The organism is Lysobacter sp. K5869, assembly GCF_018847975.1.
Taxonomy (GTDB): Bacteria; Pseudomonadota; Gammaproteobacteria; order Xanthomonadales; family Xanthomonadaceae; genus Lysobacter.
Window position 1 is genome coordinate 2288510 of the sequence record NZ_CP072597.1, and the last position, 19704, is coordinate 2308213.

The following is a 19704-nucleotide window of genomic DNA, read 5'->3' on the forward strand; positions in this document are numbered from 1 at the left end:
ATGACCTTATTGCTTCCGCCGAGCGAGGCCGCGCTGCCGCTGCGCTCGCGCAACGTCCAGATCGCCGTCGCCCTGGCCTTGGCCGCGTTGATGGTGTGCACGCGCGGCCAGCACTTCGCCACCGTCGACGCGCTGCCGAGCGCCTCGTGGGCGGTGTTCTTCCTGGTCGGCGCGCTGCTGCGGCCGGCATGGCTGTTTCCGGCGTTCTTCGTGCTGTCCTCGCTGCTGGATCTGGCCAGCCTCGCGCTCGGCCGGGTCACCGATTGGTGCTTGTCGCCGGCGTACTGGGCGCTGGCCATCGCCTACGCCGCGCTGTGGTGGGGCGGGCGCTTCTATGCGCGCATGCACCGCGACCGCATCGGCACCGTGCCGACGCTGGCGCTGACGCTGCTGGCGACCTCGGTGGTGGCGTATCTGATTTCCAAGGGCGGCTTCTACTTCCTGTCCGGCCGCTATCCCGACGCGAGCTGGGCCGGCTTCCTCGACCGCATCCCACAGTACTACCCGCGCACGCTCGGCACCCTGGCCGGCTACGTCGGCGCGGGCTTCGCGGTCTACGCGGCGTTGCGCGCATTCGAGTCGCGCCAGCGCGCGGGCGCGCCGGCATGAGCGAGGACGCGACCGACCGCGCCGGCTACGCCGCGCTCAGCGAGGAAAAGCACCGCGAGCGCATGCAGCGCAAGAAAGAGCTGATCGACCGCAAGATCGCCCGCGCCACCATCGAGCGCGGCGTGCTGGTGGTCAACACCGGCAACGGCAAGGGCAAGAGCTCCTCGGGCTTCGGCATGCTCGCCCGTTCGCTCGGCCACGGCTTCCAGTGCGGCGTGGTGCAGTTCATCAAGGGCAGTTTCTCCACCGGCGAGGAAGCGTTCTTCCGCCGCTTCGAGGAACTCGACTACCACGTGATGGGCGAGGGCTTCACCTGGGAAACCCAGGACAAGCAGCGCGACATCGCCGCCGCGCAGGCGGCGTGGGCGGTGGCCGCGCGCATGCTCGGCGACGAGGCCTACGACTTCGTGCTGCTGGACGAACTCAACATCGCCCTGGCGCACCGCTACATCGCGGTCGAGGACGTGATCGCCGCGGTCGCCGCGCGGCCGCCGCGCCAGCACGTGGTCATCACCGGACGCGGCGCGCCGGATGCGCTGGTCGAGGTCGCCGACACGGTCACCGATATGCGCGTGGTCAAGCATGCGTTCAAGGCGGGGATCAAGGCGCAGAAGGGGATCGAGCTTTGATGCAGGGAGCGGGAAACGCGGAACAGGGGAGGGCGGATGCGCGCGCAGTCGGCGCTTCCGGTAAGCCCGATTCTTCGCTTTCCGTCGCCCGTTGCCCGGCGCTGCTGGTTTCCGCGCCGGCCTCGAATCAAGGCAAAACCAGCGTCACCGCGGCGTTGGCGCGTTGGCATTCGCGCCAAGGGCGGCGGGTGCGGGTGTTCAAGACCGGGCCGGATTTTCTCGACCCGATGGTGCTCGAACGCGCCAGCGGCGCTACGGCCCAGCAGTTGGATCTGTGGATGTGCGACGAGGACGACGTGCGCGCGCGCTTGCACGCGGCCGCGTCCGAGGCCGATCTGATTTTGATCGAAGGCGTGATGGGCTTGTTCGACGGCTCGCCGTCGAGCGCCGATCTGGCCCAGCGCATCGGCGTGCCGGTGCTGGCGGTGATCGACGGTTCGGCGATGGCGCAGACCTTCGGCGCGCTCGCCACCGGTCTGGCGCGCTATCGCGACGGGTTGCGGGTGTACGGCGTGGCGGCCAACCGGATCGGCAGCGCGTACCACGCGCAGTTGCTGCGCGAGAGTCTGCCGGCGGATCTGCGCTGGCTCGGCGCGTTGCCGCGCGATCCGGCGCTGGCGCTGCCGGAGCGGCATCTGGGCTTGGTCGTTGCGGCCGAGTTGAGCGACATCGACCAGCGCCTGGACGCGTTGGCCGATGCCTGGGCCGCGCATGCCGACGCCGAACTGCCGCCGCCGGTCGAATTCGTCGCCGCGCAATCGCCGGCGGTGCCGCCTGCGCTACGCGGATCGCGCATCGCGGTGGCGCGCGATGCGGCGTTCTGTTTCCTGTATCCGGCCAACCTCGACGTGCTGCGCGCGGCCGGCGCCGAGCTGTCGTTCTTCTCGCCGGTCGCCGGCGACGCGTTGCCCGATTGCGATGCGGTCTGGTTGCCGGGCGGCTATCCCGAACTGCATCTCGACGCCTTGGCCGCGAACGCCGCTCTGCGCGATGGCCTGCGTGCGCATGTCGACGCCGGCAAACCGTTGCTGGCCGAATGCGGCGGCTTGCTGTACTGCCTGGACGAGTTGGCCGACCGCGACGGCCGCGCCGCGCCGATGGCCGGCCTGCTGCGTGGACGCGCGAAAATCGGCGCGCGGTTGGCCGCGCTCGGCCTGCAATCGGTGGCCTTGCCCGAAGGCGAGTTGCGCGGACACACCTTCCACTACGCCCAAGCCGAGATCGCCGACGGCGCCATCGCGATGTCGGTCAACCCCAACGGCGGCCCGAGCCGCGAAGCGCTGTACCGCCGCGGCCGCATGAGCGCGAGCTTCGTGCATTTCTATTTTCCGTCGAACCCGGACGCGGCCGTGCGGCTGTTCCTGGCATGAGCGCGCAAGCGCTGGCGTGGACGATGCTCGGCGGCGTGTTGCTCGACGCCGCGCTGGGCGAGCCGCGCAGCGTGCGTCATCCTTTGGTCGCGTTCGGCCGCTGGGCGCGCGCCTTGGAAACCGCGCTGCACGCCGACCGCCGCGCGCGCGGACTGGCCGCGTGGGCCTTGGCGGTGCTGCCGCTGAGTGCGGCCGCGGGCGGACTGCATTTCGCGCTGTGGCGGTGGTCGCCGTGGGCGGGCGGCGCGTTCGCGGCGCTGGCGCTGTACTTCGCCATCGGCCTGCGCAGCTTGCGCGAACATGCCGCGCCCGTCGCCGACGCCTTGCAGGCCGATAAGCTGGAAGACGCGCGCGCCGCAGTCGGCCGCATCGTCAGCCGCGACACGCACGCGCTCGACCGCGAGCGCGTCGCCGCGGCGGCGACCGAATCGGTGCTGGAGAACGGCAGCGACGCGGTGTTCGCCGCCTTGTTCTGGTTCGCCGCGCTCGGCCCGGCCGGCGCGGTGTTGTACCGGCTCAGCAATACGCTCGATGCGATGTGGGGCTACCGCACCGAACGCTACGAGCGTTTCGGCTGGGCCGCCGCGCGCATCGACGACGCGCTCAACTGGATTCCCGCGCGGCTGACCGCGCTGACCTACGCCGCGCTCGGCGACGCCCCGCGCGCGCTGCGCTGCTGGCGCGCGCAAGCGCCGACCTGGGACAGCCCCAACGCCGGGCCGGTGATGGCCGCGGGCGCCGGCGCGCTCGGCGTGCGCTTGGGCGGCGCCGCGCCGTATCACGGCGTGTGGGAGGCGCGGCCGTTGCTGGGCGAAGGCGCCGCGCCCGACGCCGGATCGATCCGCCGCGCGCTGGCTTTGGTCGAGCGCGGCACTTGGGTGTGGCTGATCGTCGCGGCCGTGGCCGCGGCGCTGGGGTGGTGGCATGCGCAAACCTGATCTCTCGCGAACGAAACCGAGCGCGGCCTCGGACGGAGGCGCGCATGCTTGAGCACGGCGGCCGTTTGCTGCGCGCGGCGCGGCGTTACGGCATTCCCGCGTCGGATTGGCTCGACCTGTCCACCGGCATCAATCCGGAGACTTGGCCGGTGCCGGACATCCCCGCGCGCGCATGGCACCGCTTGCCCGAGGACGACGACGGCTTGGCCGAAATCGCCGCCGATTACTACGCCGCGCCGCGCGTCTTGCCGGTCGCCGGTTCGCAGGCCGCGATCCAGGCGCTGCCCGAGTTGCGCTCGCGCTCGCGCGTGGGCGTGCTCGCGCCCGGCTACGCGGAGCACGCGCACGCGTGGCGCCGCGCGGGGCACGCGGTCGAAACGCTAAGCGCGGACGAACTGCTGGCGCAACGCGCGCGTTTCGACGTCGTCGTGCTCATCCATCCCAACAACCCGGGCGGCGACCGCTTCGAGCGCGAGGCTTTGCTGGCCTTGCACGAAGAACTGCAGGCGCGCGGCGGCTGGCTGCTGATCGACGAAGCCTTCATGGACGCCACGCCCGAACGCAGCCTGTGCGGCGAAACCGGGCGCGAGGGCTTGATCGTGCTGCGTTCGGCCGGCAAGTTCTTCGGCCTTGCCGGCGCGCGCGCCGGCTTCGTCTGCGCCGCGCCCGACCTGCTGGCGGCGTTGCGCGACCGGCTCGGCCCGTGGACCTTGACCGGCCCCGCGCGCCACGTCCTGCGCCACGCGCTGGCCGACCGCGATTGGCAGCGACGCATGCGCGCACAGTTGCTGGCGCAGGGCGAACGTCTGGCCGCGCTGCTGAGCGTGCACGGCCTCGCACCCACCGGCGGCAGCGCGTTCTTCCAGTGGCGCCGCGATCCGCGCGCCGCGCAGTGGCACGAAGCGTTGGCGCGGCGCGCAATCCTTACCCGTTTGTTCGACGAGCCGGCCAGCTTGCGTTTCGGTTTGCCCGGCGATGAAGACGAATGGCGGCGCCTGGACCTCGCGCTGGCCGGGATCGCGCTCAATGAAAGCTCGGAGACGCAGCGGTGAGTGCGCGCGTCCTCATGGTGCAAGGCTGCACCTCCGACGCCGGCAAGAGCGCCCTGGTCGCCGCGCTGTGCCGCTGGCTGCATCGCCGCGGCGTCGCGGTGGCGCCGTTCAAGCCGCAGAACATGGCGCTGAACTCGGCGGTGACCGCCGATGGCGGCGAGATCGGCCGCGCCCAGGCGGTGCAGGCGCAGGCCGCCGGGCTGGCGCCGCACACCGACTTCAACCCGATCCTGCTCAAGCCCAACAGCGACACCGGCGCGCAGGTGATCGTGCACGGCCGCGCCGTCGCCCATCTCGACGCGCGCGCCTATCACGACTACAAGCGCACCGCGATGCAGGCCGTGCTGGCCTCGCACGCGCGCCTGTGCGAGCGCTACGCCGCGGTGGTGGTGGAGGGCGCCGGCAGTCCGGCCGAGATCAATCTGCGCGACCGCGACATCGCCAACATGGGCTACGCCGAAGCGGTCGATTGCCCGGTGATCCTGATCGCCGACATCGACCGCGGCGGCGTGTTCGCGCATCTGGTCGGCACCTTGGCGCTGTTGTCGGACAGCGAACGCGCGCGCGTCGCCGGTTTCGTCGTCAACCGGTTCCGCGGCGACATCGGCTTGCTGCAATCCGGACTCGATTGGCTGGAACGCGAAACCGGCAAGCCGGTGCTCGGCGTGCTGCCGTACCTGCACGGCCTGCATCTGGAAGCCGAGGATGCGCTGCCGCGCGAGGGCGGCGCCAAGGCCGGCGCGCGCCTGCGCGTGGCGGTGCCGGCGCTGCCGCGGATCAGCAACCACACCGATTTCGACGCGCTGCGCGCGCATCCGCAGGTCGAGTGCCGCTTCGTGGGTCCCGGCGAAGCGCCGCCGCCGTGCGATCTGATCGTGCTGCCGGGGTCCAAGTCCACCCGCGCCGATCTGGCCTGGCTGCGGCGCAACGGTTGGGCCGAGGCCGTCGCCCGGCATCTGCGTTACGGCGGCCGGGTGATCGGCATTTGCGGCGGCATGCAGATGCTCGGGCGCGCGGTGCACGATCCGCACGCCATCGAAGGCGACGCCGGTTCCAGCGAAGGCTTGGGCTGGCTCGATCTCGACACCACCCTGCAGCCGCACAAATTGTTGCGCAACGCGCGCGGCCGCCTGGGCTTCGCCGACGCGGCGGTGGAGGGTTACGAAATCCATTGCGGCGTCAGCACCGGCGCGGCGTTGGAACGGCCGGCATTGCTCCTGCAAGGCGAGCGTCCGGACGGCGAACGCGGCGACGGCGCGCTGTCGGCCGACGGCCAAGTGCTCGGCACCTATCTGCACGGCCTGTTCGATCATCCGCAAGCGCTGGCCGCTCTGCTGCGCTGGGCCGGTCTGGACGACGCCGAGCCGCTGGATCTGCGCGCGCTGCGCGAACAGTCCATCGACCGTCTCGCCGACGCGGTCGAGCAACACTTGGACAACGACGCCCTGGCCGCGCTGTTCGGCCTACCGCAAACGCACCTGCCGCAAGCAGGAGAGGAAAGCGCATGCGCACCTTGATTCTCGGCGGCGCGCGCTCGGGCAAGAGCGCGCTGGCCGAACGCTTGGCCGACGCGCATTCCGACGTCGTCTATGTCGCCACCGCGCAGCCGCTCGACGGCGAAATGGATGCGCGCATCGCCCATCACCGCGCGCGCCGCCCGGCGCGCTGGGGCTGTGTGGAAGAGCCCGTCGCCCTGGCCGCGGTCTTGCGCGCGCACGACGCGCCGGATCGCTGTTTGTTGGTGGATTGCCTGACCTTGTGGCTCAGCAATCTGTTGAGCGATCCGGACCAAGCGGCGTTCGAACGCGAGCGCGCCGCCTTGTTGTCGGCCTTGCCTGAACTGCGCGGCTCGGTGCTGTTGGTCAGCAACGAAGTCGGCCTCGGCATCGTGCCGATGGGCGAACTCACTCGCCGTTTCGTCGACGAAGCCGGGCGCCTGCATCAGGCGCTGGGCGAGGTCTGCGAGCGGGTGGCGTTCGTGGCGGCGGGCCTGCCGCTGTGGTTGAAAGGCTCCCCGCCGTAAGGGGCACCGATGTGGAGATCGAACACGTGAACGACGAAAGCCAATGGTGGTTGCGCGGCTGCCCGCGCGCCGACGAAACCGTCGCCGCGCAGGCGCGCGCGCGTCAGGCGCAGCTGACCAAGCCGCCGGGCTCGCTCGGCCGGCTCGAAGACGCGGCGGTGCGGCTGGCGGCCTTGCAAGGCAGCGCGCAGCCGTCGCTGCGGCGGGTGTGGATCAGCGTGTTCGCCGCCGATCACGGCGTCGCCGCCGAGGGCGTGTCGGCGTTTCCGCAGGCGGTCACCGGCGAGATGGTGCGCAACTTCGCCGGCGGCGGCGCGGCCATCGCCGTGCTCGCGCGCAGCCTGGATGCGAGCCTGAACGTGGTCAACCTCGGCACGGTCAACGATCCCGGCCCGATCGCCGGCGTGCATCGCGCGGTCATCGCCGCGTCCACGGCCAATTTCTGCGAAACCGCGGCGATGAGCGAGGCGCAGTTGCACGCCGCGCTGGCCGCCGGCGCCGCCAGCGTGCGCGCCGCGCGCGATGCCGGCGCGCAGTTGTTCATCGGCGGCGAGATGGGCATCGCCAACACCACCGCGGCCGCCGCGCTGGCCTGCGCGCTGTTGCGGCGCGCGCCGGCCGATCTGGCGGGCGCCGGCACCGGCCTCGACGCGGCCGGCATCGCCCACAAAATCGCCGTGGTCGAGCGCGCGCTGGCGCTGCACGCGTCGGCCGACAGCGATTGGGAGCGGTTGCGCCGGCTCGGCGGTTTCGAGATCGCGGCCTTGGCCGGCGCCTACATCGCCAGCGCGCAAAGCGGCATCGCGGTGTTGGTCGACGGCTTCATCTGCACGGTGGCGGCGCTCGCGGCGCAGCGGCTCAATCCCGGCTGCGGCGAATGGCTGCTGTACGCGCACCGCTCGCACGAGCGCGGCCACGCCGCCGTGCTCGAAGCCCTCGACGCGCAGCCGCTGCTGGATCTGGGCCTGCGCCTGGGCGAGGCCAGCGGCGCCGCGGTCGCGGTGCCGCTGCTGCGGCTGGCCTGCGATCTGCACAACGGCATGGCGACGTTCGCCCAGGCCGGGGTGTCGGGCGCGAACGGTACCGGTGCGGATGGTGGCGGCGCGTGAGCGCACGCGCGTTCGCTTTCGCCGGCACCGACCTGTGGGCTATTCCCTTGGCGCGGTCCGCGCGGGCATCATCGCGGTTCGCCACCGACCGCGTACAAGGACCGACGCCGCGATGAGTTCGATTTCCCCGCATCCTGGCCCCGTGCATCTGGATCTGCTGCGCCACGGCGACACCGGGCACCGCAGCTATCGCGGCCAGCTCGACGACAGCCTGCTGGAACTGGGCTGGCGGCAGATGCGCGACGCGGTGCTGGGGCGCGAATGGGACGCCATCGTCAGCTCGCCGTTGCAGCGTTGCGCCGCGTTCGCGCAGGAACTGGCGCACGCGCGCGGCCTGCCGTGGGCGCTGGAGCCGCGCTTGCGCGAATACCATTTCGGCGACTGGCAAGGCCGTCCGGTCGACGTCATCGCCGCGCAAGAAGGCGAGGCGCTGGCGCGGTTCTGGGCCGACCCGGTCGCGCATCCGCCGCCGGGCGCCGAACGCTTCGACGAATTCGCCGCGCGCCTGACCGCGGCGATGAACGAGATCGCCCACCGCCACGCCGGCCGCCGGGTGCTGGTGGTGACCCACGGCGGCGCGATCCGCCTGCTGCGCTGCATCGCCGCCGGCCGCCGCTACACCGACCTGCTCAACATCGACGTCGCCCACGCCTCGCTGCACAGCCTGAGCTGGCCGCCGAAGGCCGCGCGCGAAGGCGCGCACGCGCGCGCGCAGGCCGATCCGGTCGACGGTTGATGCGCGCCGCGCTGGCCGCGATCGGTTTCCTCACCCGGATTCCGGTGCCGGCGCGGGTGTTCGCCGACGCCGACGCGCAGCGTCGCGCGCTGGTGTGGTATCCGCTCGCGGGCGCCTTGATCGGCGCGTTGCTGTGCGCGTTGGCGTGGGCGCTGCAGACGCGTGCGCCGATGATGTCGGCGGCGCTGTTGTTGGTCGCGTGGACCGCGCTGACCGGCGCGTTGCATCTGGACGGCTTGGCCGACATGGCCGACGCCTGGGTCGGCGGCATGCGCGCGGATGCGCGGCAAAGCCGCGAGCGCACCTTGGAGATCATGAAAGATCCGCGCAGCGGCCCGTTGGCCGTGGTCGCGGTGATGCTGGTGTTGCTGTCGAAGTTCGCCGCGTTGGCGAGCTTGCCCGCGCCGGCCTGGGCCGCGCTGCTGCTGGCGCCATTGCTGGCGCGCGCGGCGCTGACTTTGGCCTTCCTCACCACGCCCTATGTGCGCGGCGGCGGTCTCGGCCAAGCCTTGGTCGCGGCGCCGCGCGCGGCCTGCATCGCTGCGTTGGCGGTCAGCGCCGCGGCCTGCGCATTGGCCGGATGGCGCGGCGGACTGGCGTTGGCGGTGGCGGCGCTGGTGTTCGCGCTGTGGCGGCGGGCGTGTCTGCGCCGGCTGCAGGGGATGACCGGCGACACCTGCGGCGCCTTGACCGAACTGACCGAAGCGGCGGTGCTGGCGGCGTTGGCGCTGTCGTACTGACCCGCGGCGACCGGCGAAAGCGCAAGATAGGAACCGCCGCGCGCCGCTCCGGCTGCGATCCTGGCGGCCAATCCAACGCACGCGAGGAGCAAGACCATGCCCCCCGTCAAGCTATCGCCCGCCGTGGCGACCGCCGGCGAAGCGTCCGGTTTCGATGCCGCCGCCGCCGAGCCGTCGGCGGTCGAATCGCCCGCGATCGAGGCCCGCGCCGACGACGCGCCCGCCCGCGCGGCGCCCGTCGTCGATTCGCTCGCGGCCGCGATCTCCGCCGCCGACGCGCCCATCGTCGCTCCCGCGCCCGATTCGGGCCGCACCGTCGCCGCGCCCGCGCGCGGCGCGCTCAAGCCCGGCACCCGCGACGCCCACCTGCGCCGGATCCAGCGCGCGGTGGCGTTGATCGAGCAGGCCATCGCCCGCGGCGAAGAGCCGCCGGAACTGAGCCGGCTGGCCGAGGCGGCGGCGTTCTCGCCGTTCCATTTCCACCGCGTGTATCGCGCGATGACCGGCGAAACCACCGGCCAGACCGTGGCGCGGCTGCGCTTGCTGCAAGGCTTGCGCTTGCTCGCCGACGACGGACGCAGCGTCACCGACGCCGCGCTCGCGGTCGGCTACCAGACCCCGCAAGCGTTCACCCGCGCGTTGCGCCAAGGCGTCGGCGGCACCCCGAGCGAATTGCGCGCCGAGCCCGAGCGGCTGTGGCGCGAGATCGACCGCCTCGCGCAACCGCCCGAACCGCAGGACGGTTTCGCCGCGCCGCTGCGGGTGGAAGTGGTCAGCGTCGAACCGTTCCAGGTCGCGGCCTTGCGCGTGACCGGCGCGTATCCCGAGCAGAACCAAGGCTATGGGCGGTTGTTCGGCTGGGCGGCGCAGAACGGCCTGCTCGATTCGCTGCGCGGCCTGTACGGCGTGCCGCTGCACGATCGTCGCGATGTGCCGCCGCACGCCTGCGCCTTCGACTGCATGCTGGCGCTCGGCGCGCCCTTCGCCGACGACGCGGGCGAGGGCATCCGCCTGCAAGTGTTGGGCGGCGGACGCTACGCGCGCGTCCGCCTGATCGGCGCCTTCGACGGCCTCGAAGCGCTGACCGACGCCCTGCTCGCGCGCTGGCTGCCCGACAGCGGCGAATCGCTGCGCGATGCGCCGCTGTTCCACGAGTACCTGGACGACCCGGACGAGACGCCGGAAGCGGTGCTGCGCACCGATGTGTATTTGCCGCTGGCGTGAGCCGCGGCGCCTGTTTTGAGCGGAGCGGCGCAGGTCGCGGCCGCGTCGCCGCGACGGCCGGCGCAACCGGACCAAAACCGTGAGAACGGCCCGCGCGGGACGAGCCGCGCGGGTATCTGTGATATTGCGGTCGCGGCTCACGCCGCTCCTACAGGAAGCCGACGCGGCCGCGATTGCCCCTTGTAGGAGCGGCGCAAGCCGCGACCGCGCCAATGCGAACGCCGGCGCAACTACACGAAGGTTGTGAGAGTCGCCCGCGCGGGATCAGCGGCGCGGGCTTATGCGGCGTCGCAGTCGCGGCTCGCGCCGCTCCTACAGGAAGCCGACGCGGCCGCGATTGCCCCTTGTAGGAGCGGCGCAAGCCGCGACCGCGCCAATACGAACGCCGGCGCAATCAACACAAAATCGTGAGGGTCGCCCGCGCGGGATCAGCGGCGCGGGCTTATGCGGCGTCGCAGTCGCGGCTCGCGCCGCTCCTACAGGAAGCCGACGCGGTGGCGATTGCCCCCTGTAGGAGCGGCGCAAGCCGCGACCGCGCCAATGCGAACGCCGGCGCAATCAACACAAAATCGTGAGGGTCGCCCGCGCGGGATCAACGACGCGGGCTTGTTTGGTGTCGCAGTCGCGGCTCGCGCAGCGCCTACAGGGAGCGAACCGATCAGGCGCCGGCGGCTTCCAGGCGCGCTTCGAGCTCCGCCACCTTCGCCTCCAACGCCGCGATGCGCTCGGTCAGCGCCGATTGCGCCGCCGGGCTCGCCAGCGCCGGATCGGCGCCGGAGGAGGACGCGGTCCACTCGGGTTCGCCGCACAGCAGGTGGCCGTAACGGTCTTCGCGCTGCCCGGATTGGCGGCCGAGCAGCTTCACCAGCGGCGGTTGATGCTGGGCCAGGCGCTCCAGCGCGTACTGCACGTCGCCGGCCGACTCGAACTTGGCCATGCGCTCGCTGCGGGTCAGCAGTTCGTTGGCGGTCTGCGGGCCGCGCAGCATCAGCAGGGCCAGCAGCACGGTCTGCGGGCGGGTCGCGTCGAGCGCGGTGCCGGCGCGGTGGCCGTAGCGCTCGGCGCGCGGGGAATGGTGCGACTTGACCCAGCCGCGCGGTTCCAACTGGCGCAGCGCGTGCGCCACGTCGCCCTGTTCCAGATTGGTCACCGGGTCGCGCGAGGTCTTCTGATTGCAGGCCACCACGATCGCGTTGAGGGTCAGCGGGTACACGTCGGGCGTGGTCGCTTCCTTCTCGATCAGCACCGCGACCACGCGCGCTTCGATCGGGGTCAGTTGCGGCTCGGCGCCGGCGGCGGCTGCGCTGGAATCGGTGGCGGACGGATCGATATCGCTCATGGCTGCGGTCGGCGAACGGCGTGGGAGGGAGGGCGGGCGCCGGGGCGGAACCCCGGCGCCGGCCGTCACGGATATCGCGGTCCGCGGCGGCCGGCGGACATCATGCGCGGACCGGCGCGCTCACACCAGCGCCGTCGACGGCGGCAGGTGGCGTTCGCCGCGGTACACCGGCGCGGCCATGACCATCTCCGCCAGGCTGTGCGCCAACTCGCGCTCGGCCATCACCGCGCCGTCGGCGCCGTGCTCGATCAGGTGCTTGACCTCGTTGTCGCTGTGCGCGCGCGCGACGATGCTCAGGCCCGGATTGATCTCGCGCAGCTTGGCGATGATCTCGCCGGCCTCCAGCGCCTGCGGGATCGCCAGCATCGCCGTGGTCGCGCGCTCGGGCACCGCTTCGCGCAGCACCCGCTCGTGGACCGCGTTGCCCAGGATCGCCGGCAAACCGGCCGCGCGCGCCTTGGCGATCAGGCTTTCCTCGCCGTCGATGACCACCATCGGCACCTTGTGCTCGCCGAGCAGGCGGGCCAGCTCGCTGCCGACGCGGCCGTAGCCGATCAGGATCACGTGGTTGTCGATGTCGGCCGGCACCGGCGGCGCGTCTTCGCCGCGGGCTTCCTGCGCCGCGGCGGCTTCGCGCGCGTTCTTGCGGTCCAGCCACGCGAACAGCAGCGGGTTGACCACGATCGACAGCAGCGCGCCGGCCAGGATCAGGTCGTGGCCTTCCTTCGGCAGGATCTCCAGGTCCATGCCGAGGCCGGCGAGGATGAAGGAGAACTCGCCGATCTGGGCGAGGCTGGCGGAGATCATCAGCGCGGTCGAGTTCGGCTTGCCGAACGCGCGCACCAGGGCGTAGGCCGCGACCGACTTGCCGATCACGATGATCGCGAAAACCGCCAGCACTTCCAGCGGTTCCTTGAGCAGGATCTGCGGGTCGAACAGCATGCCGACGGAGACGAAGAACAGCACCGCGAACGCCTCGCGCAGCGGCAGGGTCTCGTTGGCGGCCTGATGGCTGAACTCGGATTCGTTGAGCATCATGCCGGCGAAGAACGCGCCCAGCGCGAACGACACGCCGAACAGTTCGGCCGAACCGAACGCCACGCCCAGCGCGATGGCCAGCACGCACAGGGTGAACAATTCGCGCGAGCCGGTGCCGGCGACGCGTTCGAGGATCCACGGGATCACCCGGCGGCCGACGATCAGCATGAAGGCGATGAAGGCGCCGACCTTGGCCAGGGTGACGAACAACTGGCTCCAGATCTGGCTGGCGTCGCCGGCTTCGCCCTTGAGCAGGCCGGCCAGCGCGGGCAGCAGCACCAGCGCCAGCACCATCGCCAGATCCTCGACGATCAGCCAGCCGACCGCGATGCGACCTTTCGCCGTTTCCACCAAGCGCCGTTCTTCCAGCGCGCGCAACAGCACCACGGTACTGGCCACCGACAGCGCCAGACCGAACACCAGGCCGGCGCCGTGCGACCAGCCCAGGTAATACGCCATGCCCCAGCCCAAGGCCGTGGCGACCGCGATCTGCAATATCGCGCCCGGTAATGCGATGGCTTTGACTTCGAGCAGGTCGCCCAGCGAGAAGTGCAGGCCGACGCCGAACATCAGCAAGATGACGCCGATTTCCGCGAGCTGCGGCGCGAGCGTTTGGTCGCCGACGAAGCCGGGCGTGAAAGGTCCGGCGATGACGCCGGCGATGAGGTAGCCCACCAGCGGCGACAGCCGCAGGCGTTGAGCGATCATTCCGAAAATGAAGGCCAGGACGAAGCCGGCTACCAGGATCGCGATCAGGGACGTGTGGTGCATCGGCTCTCCTGTGGTCTGGTCCTTGGAAGAATGTGTGCTGAACCGTTCAGATGCAAGTCTTTCTCGTTCGGTTCATGCTCGCAAACGATTGTTTCTGCGAGTTTTTTCGCCGCGACGTCGACGCTTTCGCGCGCGCCGGACGCACCCGTCCCGGCCCGCGCGGCAAGGCCTGCAGCCGAGAGGGGACAGCGGGTTTTATGCCAGCGCGCCGGTCGCTCCGGCGTGATGCGCGGGGATGAACCGGGATTCATCCGCGCGCCATCGGGACGGCGGCGTTCGCTGGATTTGCGCGGGATCGCGGCGGGAGGGCCGGGATTGCGGAGGCGGGAAGGTCTGCGTCCGCGGATCGGCCGGGGGCTAGGACCGCGGGATCGGCGGGTGGTTCCCGGTGGCGCGTCGTGGATATCGCGCGATTGGGATCGGTGGCGCGGGCGATGGGTGTATCGCGGTCGCGGCTCACGCCGCTCCTACAAGGTCTGCGGCGGGTTTCGTATCCGGCTGTAGGAGCGGCGCGCGCCGCGACCGCGAAACTGAAAATGCGACGAAACCTGCGTGCTGCCCGCGCAAACGAAAAAGCCGCGCTCGAACGAACGCGGCTGAGGGTAGTGCCCAGACGACTTTATCGTTAGCCGCCGGAACGGTGCGGCTTACGAGTGTCGTCTTGGACCCAAAACAAACCGAAGTCCTTGCGCCGGACCTTCGCCATCCGGCCGTCAGCGTGGTGGAACACCAAGCCTTCGATCTCGTGCGCCTGCAGATACGCGCGCAAGCCCTCGAACGAACGATCCGCCAGCGCCACCGTTTCGCGGCCGTGGCGCCAAAGTTCGTGTCGTTCCAGTCCGTACGGATTTTTCGCCAGCGCGGGGCCGACCAATTCGTAGGTCGCCGCCTCTTGCAACGGCTCTTCCGCCTGCGCCAGCGCTTCGACGTGCCAGCGGTCCTCGGGCTTGTCCTGAGATACCGGAACCCAGCCCGGCCAGTGATAAGTCACCGGATCGGGCTCGGCTTCGCAAGGCTCGAAGCCCTCGGGCGGAGTCTTGAACAAACCTTCGTGCAGCGGCCCCAGGTCGCGGCCGCGGTCGCGGTCGATCTCGCGCTGGGCGGGTTTGTCGAGCTTGCGGTCGTAACGCTTCCACAGGCGGCCGTCGCGCCACAGGCAGGCCGAACCGTCGAACTTCACGGTTGCCGTGCCCTCGCCGCGCGCCACCCATTCCGAGCCGGGACGGACCTGCGCGACCGCCGTGCCCTGGGCGTAGTTCACGAGGAACACGGTAGGGACTTTTTTCATACGACACCTCATCTGGTTGATTGACGATTTTCGAGTCCCGTCCATCACCAGTTCGCCGCGGCCGAAGCCGGGCGAGCGCGCAGAATATAGCAGCCGGTTCGTGGGTAAAGCGCGGCCCGACGAACGGCGCGTTCGATTCGGATGTGCGACGCGCAGCGTTGGGCAAGGACTGAGCGAGGAGACGCCCAGGAAAGAGAAAAGAGGAACGAGCCGCCCTCGACTCGTTCCTCGTTCCTCATCTCTCGTTCCTCAAAGGCCGCGGCGCCTGCACTAAATCGACGCCCTCACCACTTGTACCCGACCTTCGCATACGCGAACGCGCCGTTGAACCCGAACGGCGCGTAGCTGCTGTACGGCAACTGCCCGCTCTCGCTGTTGGCGTAGATCGCTTCGTCCGGGTACTCGTTGAGCACGTTGTCGCCGCCGACGGTGAATTCCCAGCCGTCCACCGCGTAAGTCGCGGCCAGATCCAGCGTCCACTTCGCCGAGAAGGTTTGATCGCGGATGCCGCTGGGGTCGTCGTTGAAGGTGTGGAATTCGCCGTAACGCGTGGCGGTGGCGTCGAAGCGCCAGCCGTCGCGCTTCCAGCTGCCGCCGACGAAGAACTTGTCGCGCGGCGCGCCCTGGGTGATGCGGCCTTGTTCGACCCGGCCGATGCGTTGCAGGTTGAGGCCGCCGGCGGTCAGCTCCGGCGGGTTCGGCGCGATCCGCTCCAGCGTGGTCTTGTTGCGGTTGTAGCCGGCGGTGAGGTCGAGCGCGCCGCCCGCCAGTTCGAATGTGTAGCTGCCGACGATGTCGAGGCCGCGGGTGCGGGTGTCGACCGCGTTGGTGAAATAACGGCCGCCGTTGATGCCCGGATAGCCGCGCGCGGCGAGGAAGTTCGCCACCGCCGGGCCGCGCAGGTTTTCCGAGAGGATGATGCGGTCGTCGATGTCGATCTGGTACGCGTCGACGGTGACGTACAAGCCTTCGACCGGCTGCAGCACCAAGCCCAGGCCGATGTTGGTCGATTCCTCGGCCTTCAGCGGTTCGGCGCCGAGCGCGACCGCGGCCGGATCGTCCACGGCGAAGGTGCGGACCTGGAACGGATTGGGATCGCCGAGCACAATCACCGTCTGCGTGGATTGATAGAACTGCTGCTGCAGCGACGGCGCGCGGAAGCCGGTCGAGACCGTGCCGCGCAGCGCCACCTTGTCGTTGAAGGCGTAGCGCGCCGACAGCTTGCCCGACGTGGTTTCGCCGAAATCGCTGTAGCTCTCGTAACGTGCGGCCGCGCCGAGCGAGAGCTGGTCGGTCACGTCGGTTTCCAAGTCGGCGTAGAACGAATAGCTGTGGCGGTCGCGATGGCTGGCGTCGGACGGCGTGAAGCCCGGGAACACCTGCGCGCCCGGCGCGCCGGGTTCGGGGCCGGCGATGTAGGACGCCGGTTCGCCCGCGCTCTGGTTGAACTTCTCGCCGCGCCATTCCGCGCCGAAGGCCACCGTCAGCGGGTACTTCAGCCAACCCACGTCGAAGGCCTTGTTGAAATCGGCGTTGAGCACGTTCTGGGTGGTTTCCAGCGAGCCGATGTAGAAGCTGCGCGGCGAGGAGACACCGAGGGTGCGGTTGAGGCTGTGGCGCACGTCGAAGTCGAGCTGGTTCTGGCCGTAGTTGTAGCTCAGGTCGAGGTTCCAGCCGCCGGCGGTCTTGCCGCGCAGGCCGGCGACGAAGGCGCGGTCCTTGCTGACGTTGTCGATCTGCGGCAGGAAGCCGTCGGGGTAGACCGAGAGAATATTGTTGGGGTTGCCCGGCGCGCGGTAATAGCCGTTGGAAATCGCGCGGCGGCGGCTGGCGGTGCCGAAGGAATAGAACTCCACGCCCTCGGCCGCCTGATACTGCGCGTTGTAGGCGAACGCGGCCTGATCGATTTCCGGGTCGCCGTAGCGGTGCACGACGCGGCCCTTCGGATTGCTGGTCGGCGTGACCGGGCCGAGGTAGGGGCGGGCGCGGTTGGTGTTGTCGCTGTGGCCGCCCTGCGCGGCCAGATGCACGCTGCCGTCCTCGCCGAGCTTGAAGCCGGCGTCGCCGGAGAGCTGGTACTGCTCGCCGTCGCCGGCGCTGTACTGGCCGTAGCGCGCGGCGACCGAGCCGCCTTCGCCCGCGCCCTTGAGCACGATGTTGACCACGCCGGCGATGGCGTCGGAGCCGTACTGCGCCGAGGCGCCGTCGCGCAGCACTTCCACCCGCTCGATCGCGGCGATGGGGATCGCGTTGAGATCGACCGGCGAGGAACCGCGGCCGATGCTGTCGTTGAGGTTGATCAGCGCGGTGGTATGGCGGCGCTTGCCGTTGACCAGCACCAGCACTTGGTCGGGGGCGAGGCCGCGCAACTGCGCCGGGCGCACCGCGTCGGTGGCGTCGGTGATCGCCGGGCGCGGGAAGTTCAGCGAGGGCAGGGCGCGGGCCAGCGCGGTCGCCAGTTCGACGGTGCCGGTGGCCTCCAGCGTCTGCGGGGTGATGATGTCGATGGGCGCGGTGGACTCGGCCACGGTGCGGTCGGAGACGCGCGTGCCGGTGACGATCAGGGTGTCGAGGTTGGTCGGATTGGCGCGTTCGGCCTCGGCCGGCGCGTCGGCGGCGAGCGCGGCGGAGGCGGCCTCGGCCGCCGGGGCGGAGATGGCGGCGAGGGCGAGTAAAACGGCGTTGCTGAGCAAGGACAGACGGCGGTGCATGGAGACTCCGGGCGGTGCGAACGGGGAACGTCGGGCCGAGCGAACCCGTGCGGCCGGCCCGCTGGGGCGCTTTGCCGCGAAAGGCGATCTCGTTGACGCGTGGGGGCGGTCTGAGGCCGGTGTCCGGATTATTCGATGCCGGCCCGGCGCGCGGCCGAACCGATCCTCATGAGCAAATGCCGATCAGTCATGCGACCATATCGGCATGATTTCTTTCCGTGATTTCGCCATGCGGCGCGGCGAACGCCTGCTGCTGTCCAACGTAGACCTGACCCTGCACACCGGCTGGCGGGTCGGCGTGATCGGCCGCAACGGCACCGGCAAGTCCTCGCTGTTCGCGGCGATCCAGGGCGAAGTCGAGGCCGACCGCGGCGACATCGACGTGCCCAACCGGGTGCGCATCGCCAGCGTGGCCCAGGAAACTCCGGCCTTGTCGGACCCGGCGCTGGACTTCGTCCTGTCCGGCGACGCCAACGTCTACAAGGTCATCGTCGCCGAACGCGAGGCGGTCGAGCGCGAGGACTGGGAGGCGGTCGCCGAGGCCCATCATCAGCTCGAAGAGCTCGGCGGCTACGACGCCACCGCGCGCGCCGGCAAGCTGCTGCATGGCCTGGGCTTCAGCGCCGACACCCACGAACGCGCGGTCAAGGAATTCTCCGGCGGCTGGCGCGTGCGCCTGAATCTGGCGCGCGCCCTGATGACGCCGTCGGACCTGCTGCTGCTCGACGAGCCGACCAACCACTTGGACCTCGACGCGGTGCTGTGGCTGGAGCAATGGCTGCTCAAGTACCCGGGCACCTTGCTGCTGATCTCGCACGACCGCGAGTTCCTCGACGAAGTCACCACCCACACCCTGCATCTGCACGACGGCAAGGCCAAGCTCTACACCGGCGACTACACCGCCTTCGAGCGCCAGCGCGCCGAGCACCTGCGCCTGCAGCAGATCACCCACGAAAAGCAGATGGCCGAGCGCGCCCATCTGCAGAGCTTCATCGACCGCTTCAGCGCCAGCGCGGCCAAGGCCAAGCAGGCGCAGTCGCGGGTCAAGCGCTTGGCCAAGATGGTCGGCACCGAAGCGGTGCGGGTCGAACGCGCGATGCGGATCGAGTTCCCGGCGCCGGCCAAGTTGCCGCACGCGTTGTTGCGCGTGGTGCATGCCGATTGCGGTTACGGCGAGCACGTGGTGCTGGACGATGTCAGCTTCATCCTCGAAGCCGGCGACCGCATCGCCTTGCTCGGCCCCAACGGCGCCGGCAAATCGACCCTGGTCAAATCGCTGGTCGGTGAGCTGGAGCTGCTGAGCGGCGAACGCGGCGGCCACCCGGATCTGCGCATCGGCTACTTCGCCCAGCACACGGTCGAGTCGCTGCATGCCGGCGTGAGCCCGATCGACCATCTGGCCGAAATCGCTCCGGGCGTGCCGACCCAGCAATTGCGCGATTTTCTCGGCAAGTGGAATTTCCCCGGCGACCGCGCGTTCGAATCGGTCGACGGCTTCTCCGGCGGCGAACGCGCGCGTCTGGCCCTGGCGATGATCGCCTGGCGCAAGCCGAACGTGCTGCTGCTCGACGAACCGACCAACCACTTGGACCTGGACGTGCGCGAGGCGTTGGCCGAAGCGCTGTCGGACTTCCCCGGCGCGATCGTGCTGGTCTCGCACGACCGTCACCTGATCGGTCTGGTCTGCGAAACCTTCGTGCGCGTGGCCGACGGCGTCGCCCAGGCGTTCGACGGCGACCTCGACGCTTACGCGGTGTGGCTGCGCACCCGCGACAACAGCAACGACGGCAAGGGCGCGGCGGCGGTCAAGGTCGCCGCGGCGGCCAACACGGCGGCCGCGGCCAAGCCGGCGCCGGCGGGCAAGGGCGGACGCAAGATCAATCCGGTCAAGCTGGCCGAGGCCGAGAAGCGGGTCGCCGAGCTGGAATCCAAGCTGCACACGCTGGACATGGACCTGGCCGATCCGACCCGCTACGCCGGCGGCGGCGACAACGCCGCCGAACTGGCCAAGCAGCGCGAGCAAGTCGCGGGCGAGCTGGAAAAGGCCGAGGCCGCCTGGATGGCGCTGTACGACGGCGCCTGACGCCCGCGCGCGGCGCCGTTCGGCGCCGCTCGCTTTCCCTGCGA

General features: G+C 70.5%; 16 protein-coding genes. 12 read left to right on the top strand and 4 right to left on the bottom strand.

Going from position 1 to position 19704, the window contains the following annotated elements:
- The first annotated feature begins 90 nt into the window (after positions 1-90).
- The 11 genes from J5226_RS09855 (at position 91) to J5226_RS09905 (ending at position 10430) form a co-directional block, all read left to right on the top strand.
- The gene (locus tag J5226_RS09855; protein WP_215840376.1) at positions 91-609 is read left to right on the top strand and encodes a hypothetical protein; all 519 of its coding nucleotides are present in this window, start codon (positions 91-93) and stop codon (positions 607-609) included.
- The gene (gene cobO, locus J5226_RS09860) at positions 606-1238 is read left to right on the top strand and encodes a cob(I)yrinic acid a,c-diamide adenosyltransferase (protein ID WP_215839738.1); all 633 of its coding nucleotides are present in this window, start codon (positions 606-608) and stop codon (positions 1236-1238) included. The genes J5226_RS09855 and cobO overlap by 4 nt, the downstream gene beginning before the upstream one ends.
- A gap of 101 nt (positions 1239-1339) precedes the next feature.
- On the top strand, positions 1340-2608 hold the full coding sequence (locus tag J5226_RS09865) for a cobyrinate a,c-diamide synthase (protein ID WP_345778204.1): 1269 nt from the start codon (positions 1340-1342) through the stop codon (positions 2606-2608).
- Positions 2605-3546 (top strand): adenosylcobinamide-phosphate synthase CbiB, encoded by a 942-nt coding sequence (gene cbiB / locus J5226_RS09870; RefSeq protein ID WP_255323046.1) that lies wholly within the window; start codon positions 2605-2607, stop codon positions 3544-3546. The genes J5226_RS09865 and cbiB overlap by 4 nt, the downstream gene beginning before the upstream one ends.
- Positions 3547-3590: 44 nt before the next feature.
- Positions 3591-4598, top strand: coding sequence for a threonine-phosphate decarboxylase CobD (gene cobD, locus J5226_RS09875; protein ID WP_215839740.1), 1008 nt, complete (start codon positions 3591-3593; stop codon positions 4596-4598).
- Positions 4595-6115: a cobyric acid synthase gene (locus J5226_RS09880; RefSeq protein WP_215839741.1), complete on the top strand. Its 1521-nt coding sequence runs from the start codon at positions 4595-4597 to the stop codon at positions 6113-6115. Before cobD ends, J5226_RS09880 begins: the two co-directional genes overlap by 4 nt.
- Positions 6103-6621 carry a bifunctional adenosylcobinamide kinase/adenosylcobinamide-phosphate guanylyltransferase gene (cobU, locus tag J5226_RS09885; protein WP_215839742.1) on the top strand — a complete coding sequence of 173 codons (519 nt, stop codon included), beginning with the start codon at positions 6103-6105 and terminating at the stop codon, positions 6619-6621. Before J5226_RS09880 ends, cobU begins: the two co-directional genes overlap by 13 nt.
- 26 nt (positions 6622-6647) lie before the next feature.
- Positions 6648-7730 (top strand): nicotinate-nucleotide--dimethylbenzimidazole phosphoribosyltransferase, encoded by a 1083-nt coding sequence (cobT, locus tag J5226_RS09890; RefSeq protein ID WP_255323047.1) that lies wholly within the window; start codon positions 6648-6650, stop codon positions 7728-7730.
- 112 nt (positions 7731-7842) lie between these two features.
- A complete protein-coding gene (locus J5226_RS09895; RefSeq protein ID WP_215839743.1) occupies positions 7843-8466 on the top strand; it encodes a histidine phosphatase family protein in 624 nt (207 codons plus the stop codon).
- Positions 8463-9206, top strand: a complete 744-nt coding sequence (locus tag J5226_RS09900; protein ID WP_215839744.1) for an adenosylcobinamide-GDP ribazoletransferase — start codon at positions 8463-8465, stop codon at positions 9204-9206. Before J5226_RS09895 ends, J5226_RS09900 begins: the two co-directional genes overlap by 4 nt.
- Before the next feature lie 96 nt (positions 9207-9302).
- Positions 9303-10430 carry an AraC family transcriptional regulator gene (locus J5226_RS09905; RefSeq protein WP_215839745.1) on the top strand — a complete coding sequence of 376 codons (1128 nt, stop codon included), beginning with the start codon at positions 9303-9305 and terminating at the stop codon, positions 10428-10430.
- A gap of 658 nt (positions 10431-11088) precedes the next feature.
- Here the strand turns inward: J5226_RS09905 and J5226_RS09910 are convergent.
- The 4 genes from J5226_RS09910 to J5226_RS09925 form a co-directional block, all read right to left on the bottom strand.
- Positions 11089-11769: a YceH family protein gene (locus tag J5226_RS09910; RefSeq protein WP_215839746.1), complete on the bottom strand. Its 681-nt coding sequence runs from the start codon at positions 11767-11769 to the stop codon at positions 11089-11091.
- Between the two features lie 120 nt (positions 11770-11889).
- Entirely contained in the window at positions 11890-13578 is a 1689-nt protein-coding gene (gene ybaL / locus J5226_RS09915; protein WP_215839747.1) for a YbaL family putative K(+) efflux transporter, read from the bottom strand.
- Positions 13579-14203: 625 nt separating this feature from the next.
- Complete coding sequence (locus tag J5226_RS09920; RefSeq protein WP_215839748.1) at positions 14204-14866, bottom strand: DUF5565 family protein; 663 nt, start codon at positions 14864-14866, stop codon at positions 14204-14206.
- Positions 14867-15150: 284 nt separating this feature from the next.
- On the bottom strand, positions 15151-17577 hold the full coding sequence (locus tag J5226_RS09925; protein ID WP_215839749.1) for a TonB-dependent receptor: 2427 nt from the start codon (positions 17575-17577) through the stop codon (positions 15151-15153).
- Positions 17578-17782: 205 nt separating this feature from the next.
- Between J5226_RS09925 and J5226_RS09930 the strand changes: the two genes are divergently transcribed.
- Entirely contained in the window at positions 17783-19660 is a 1878-nt protein-coding gene (locus J5226_RS09930; protein WP_215839750.1) for an ATP-binding cassette domain-containing protein, read from the top strand.
- Positions 19661-19704: the final 44 nt, after the last annotated feature.

Excerpts from the sequence above, each read along its gene's own strand:
- J5226_RS09855 (WP_215840376.1), top strand. The coding sequence starts at position 91 with ATGGTGTGCACGCGCGGCCAGCACTTCGCCACCGTCGACGCGCTGCCG.
- cobO (WP_215839738.1), top strand. The coding sequence starts at position 606 with ATGAGCGAGGACGCGACCGACCGCGCCGGCTACGCCGCGCTCAGCGAG.
- cbiB (WP_255323046.1), top strand. The coding sequence starts at position 2,605 with ATGAGCGCGCAAGCGCTGGCGTGGACGATGCTCGGCGGCGTGTTGCTC.
- cobD (WP_215839740.1), top strand. The coding sequence starts at position 3,591 with ATGCTTGAGCACGGCGGCCGTTTGCTGCGCGCGGCGCGGCGTTACGGC.
- cobU (WP_215839742.1), top strand. The coding sequence starts at position 6,103 with ATGCGCACCTTGATTCTCGGCGGCGCGCGCTCGGGCAAGAGCGCGCTG.
- J5226_RS09895 (WP_215839743.1), top strand. The coding sequence starts at position 7,843 with ATGAGTTCGATTTCCCCGCATCCTGGCCCCGTGCATCTGGATCTGCTG.
- J5226_RS09905 (WP_215839745.1), top strand. The coding sequence starts at position 9,303 with ATGCCCCCCGTCAAGCTATCGCCCGCCGTGGCGACCGCCGGCGAAGCG.
- J5226_RS09910 (WP_215839746.1), bottom strand. The coding sequence starts at position 11,769 with ATGAGCGATATCGATCCGTCCGCCACCGATTCCAGCGCAGCCGCCGCC.
- ybaL (WP_215839747.1), bottom strand. The coding sequence starts at position 13,578 with ATGCACCACACGTCCCTGATCGCGATCCTGGTAGCCGGCTTCGTCCTG.
- J5226_RS09920 (WP_215839748.1), bottom strand. The coding sequence starts at position 14,866 with ATGAAAAAAGTCCCTACCGTGTTCCTCGTGAACTACGCCCAGGGCACG.
- J5226_RS09925 (WP_215839749.1), bottom strand. The coding sequence starts at position 17,577 with ATGCACCGCCGTCTGTCCTTGCTCAGCAACGCCGTTTTACTCGCCCTC.
- J5226_RS09930 (WP_215839750.1), top strand. The coding sequence starts at position 17,783 with ATGATTTCTTTCCGTGATTTCGCCATGCGGCGCGGCGAACGCCTGCTG.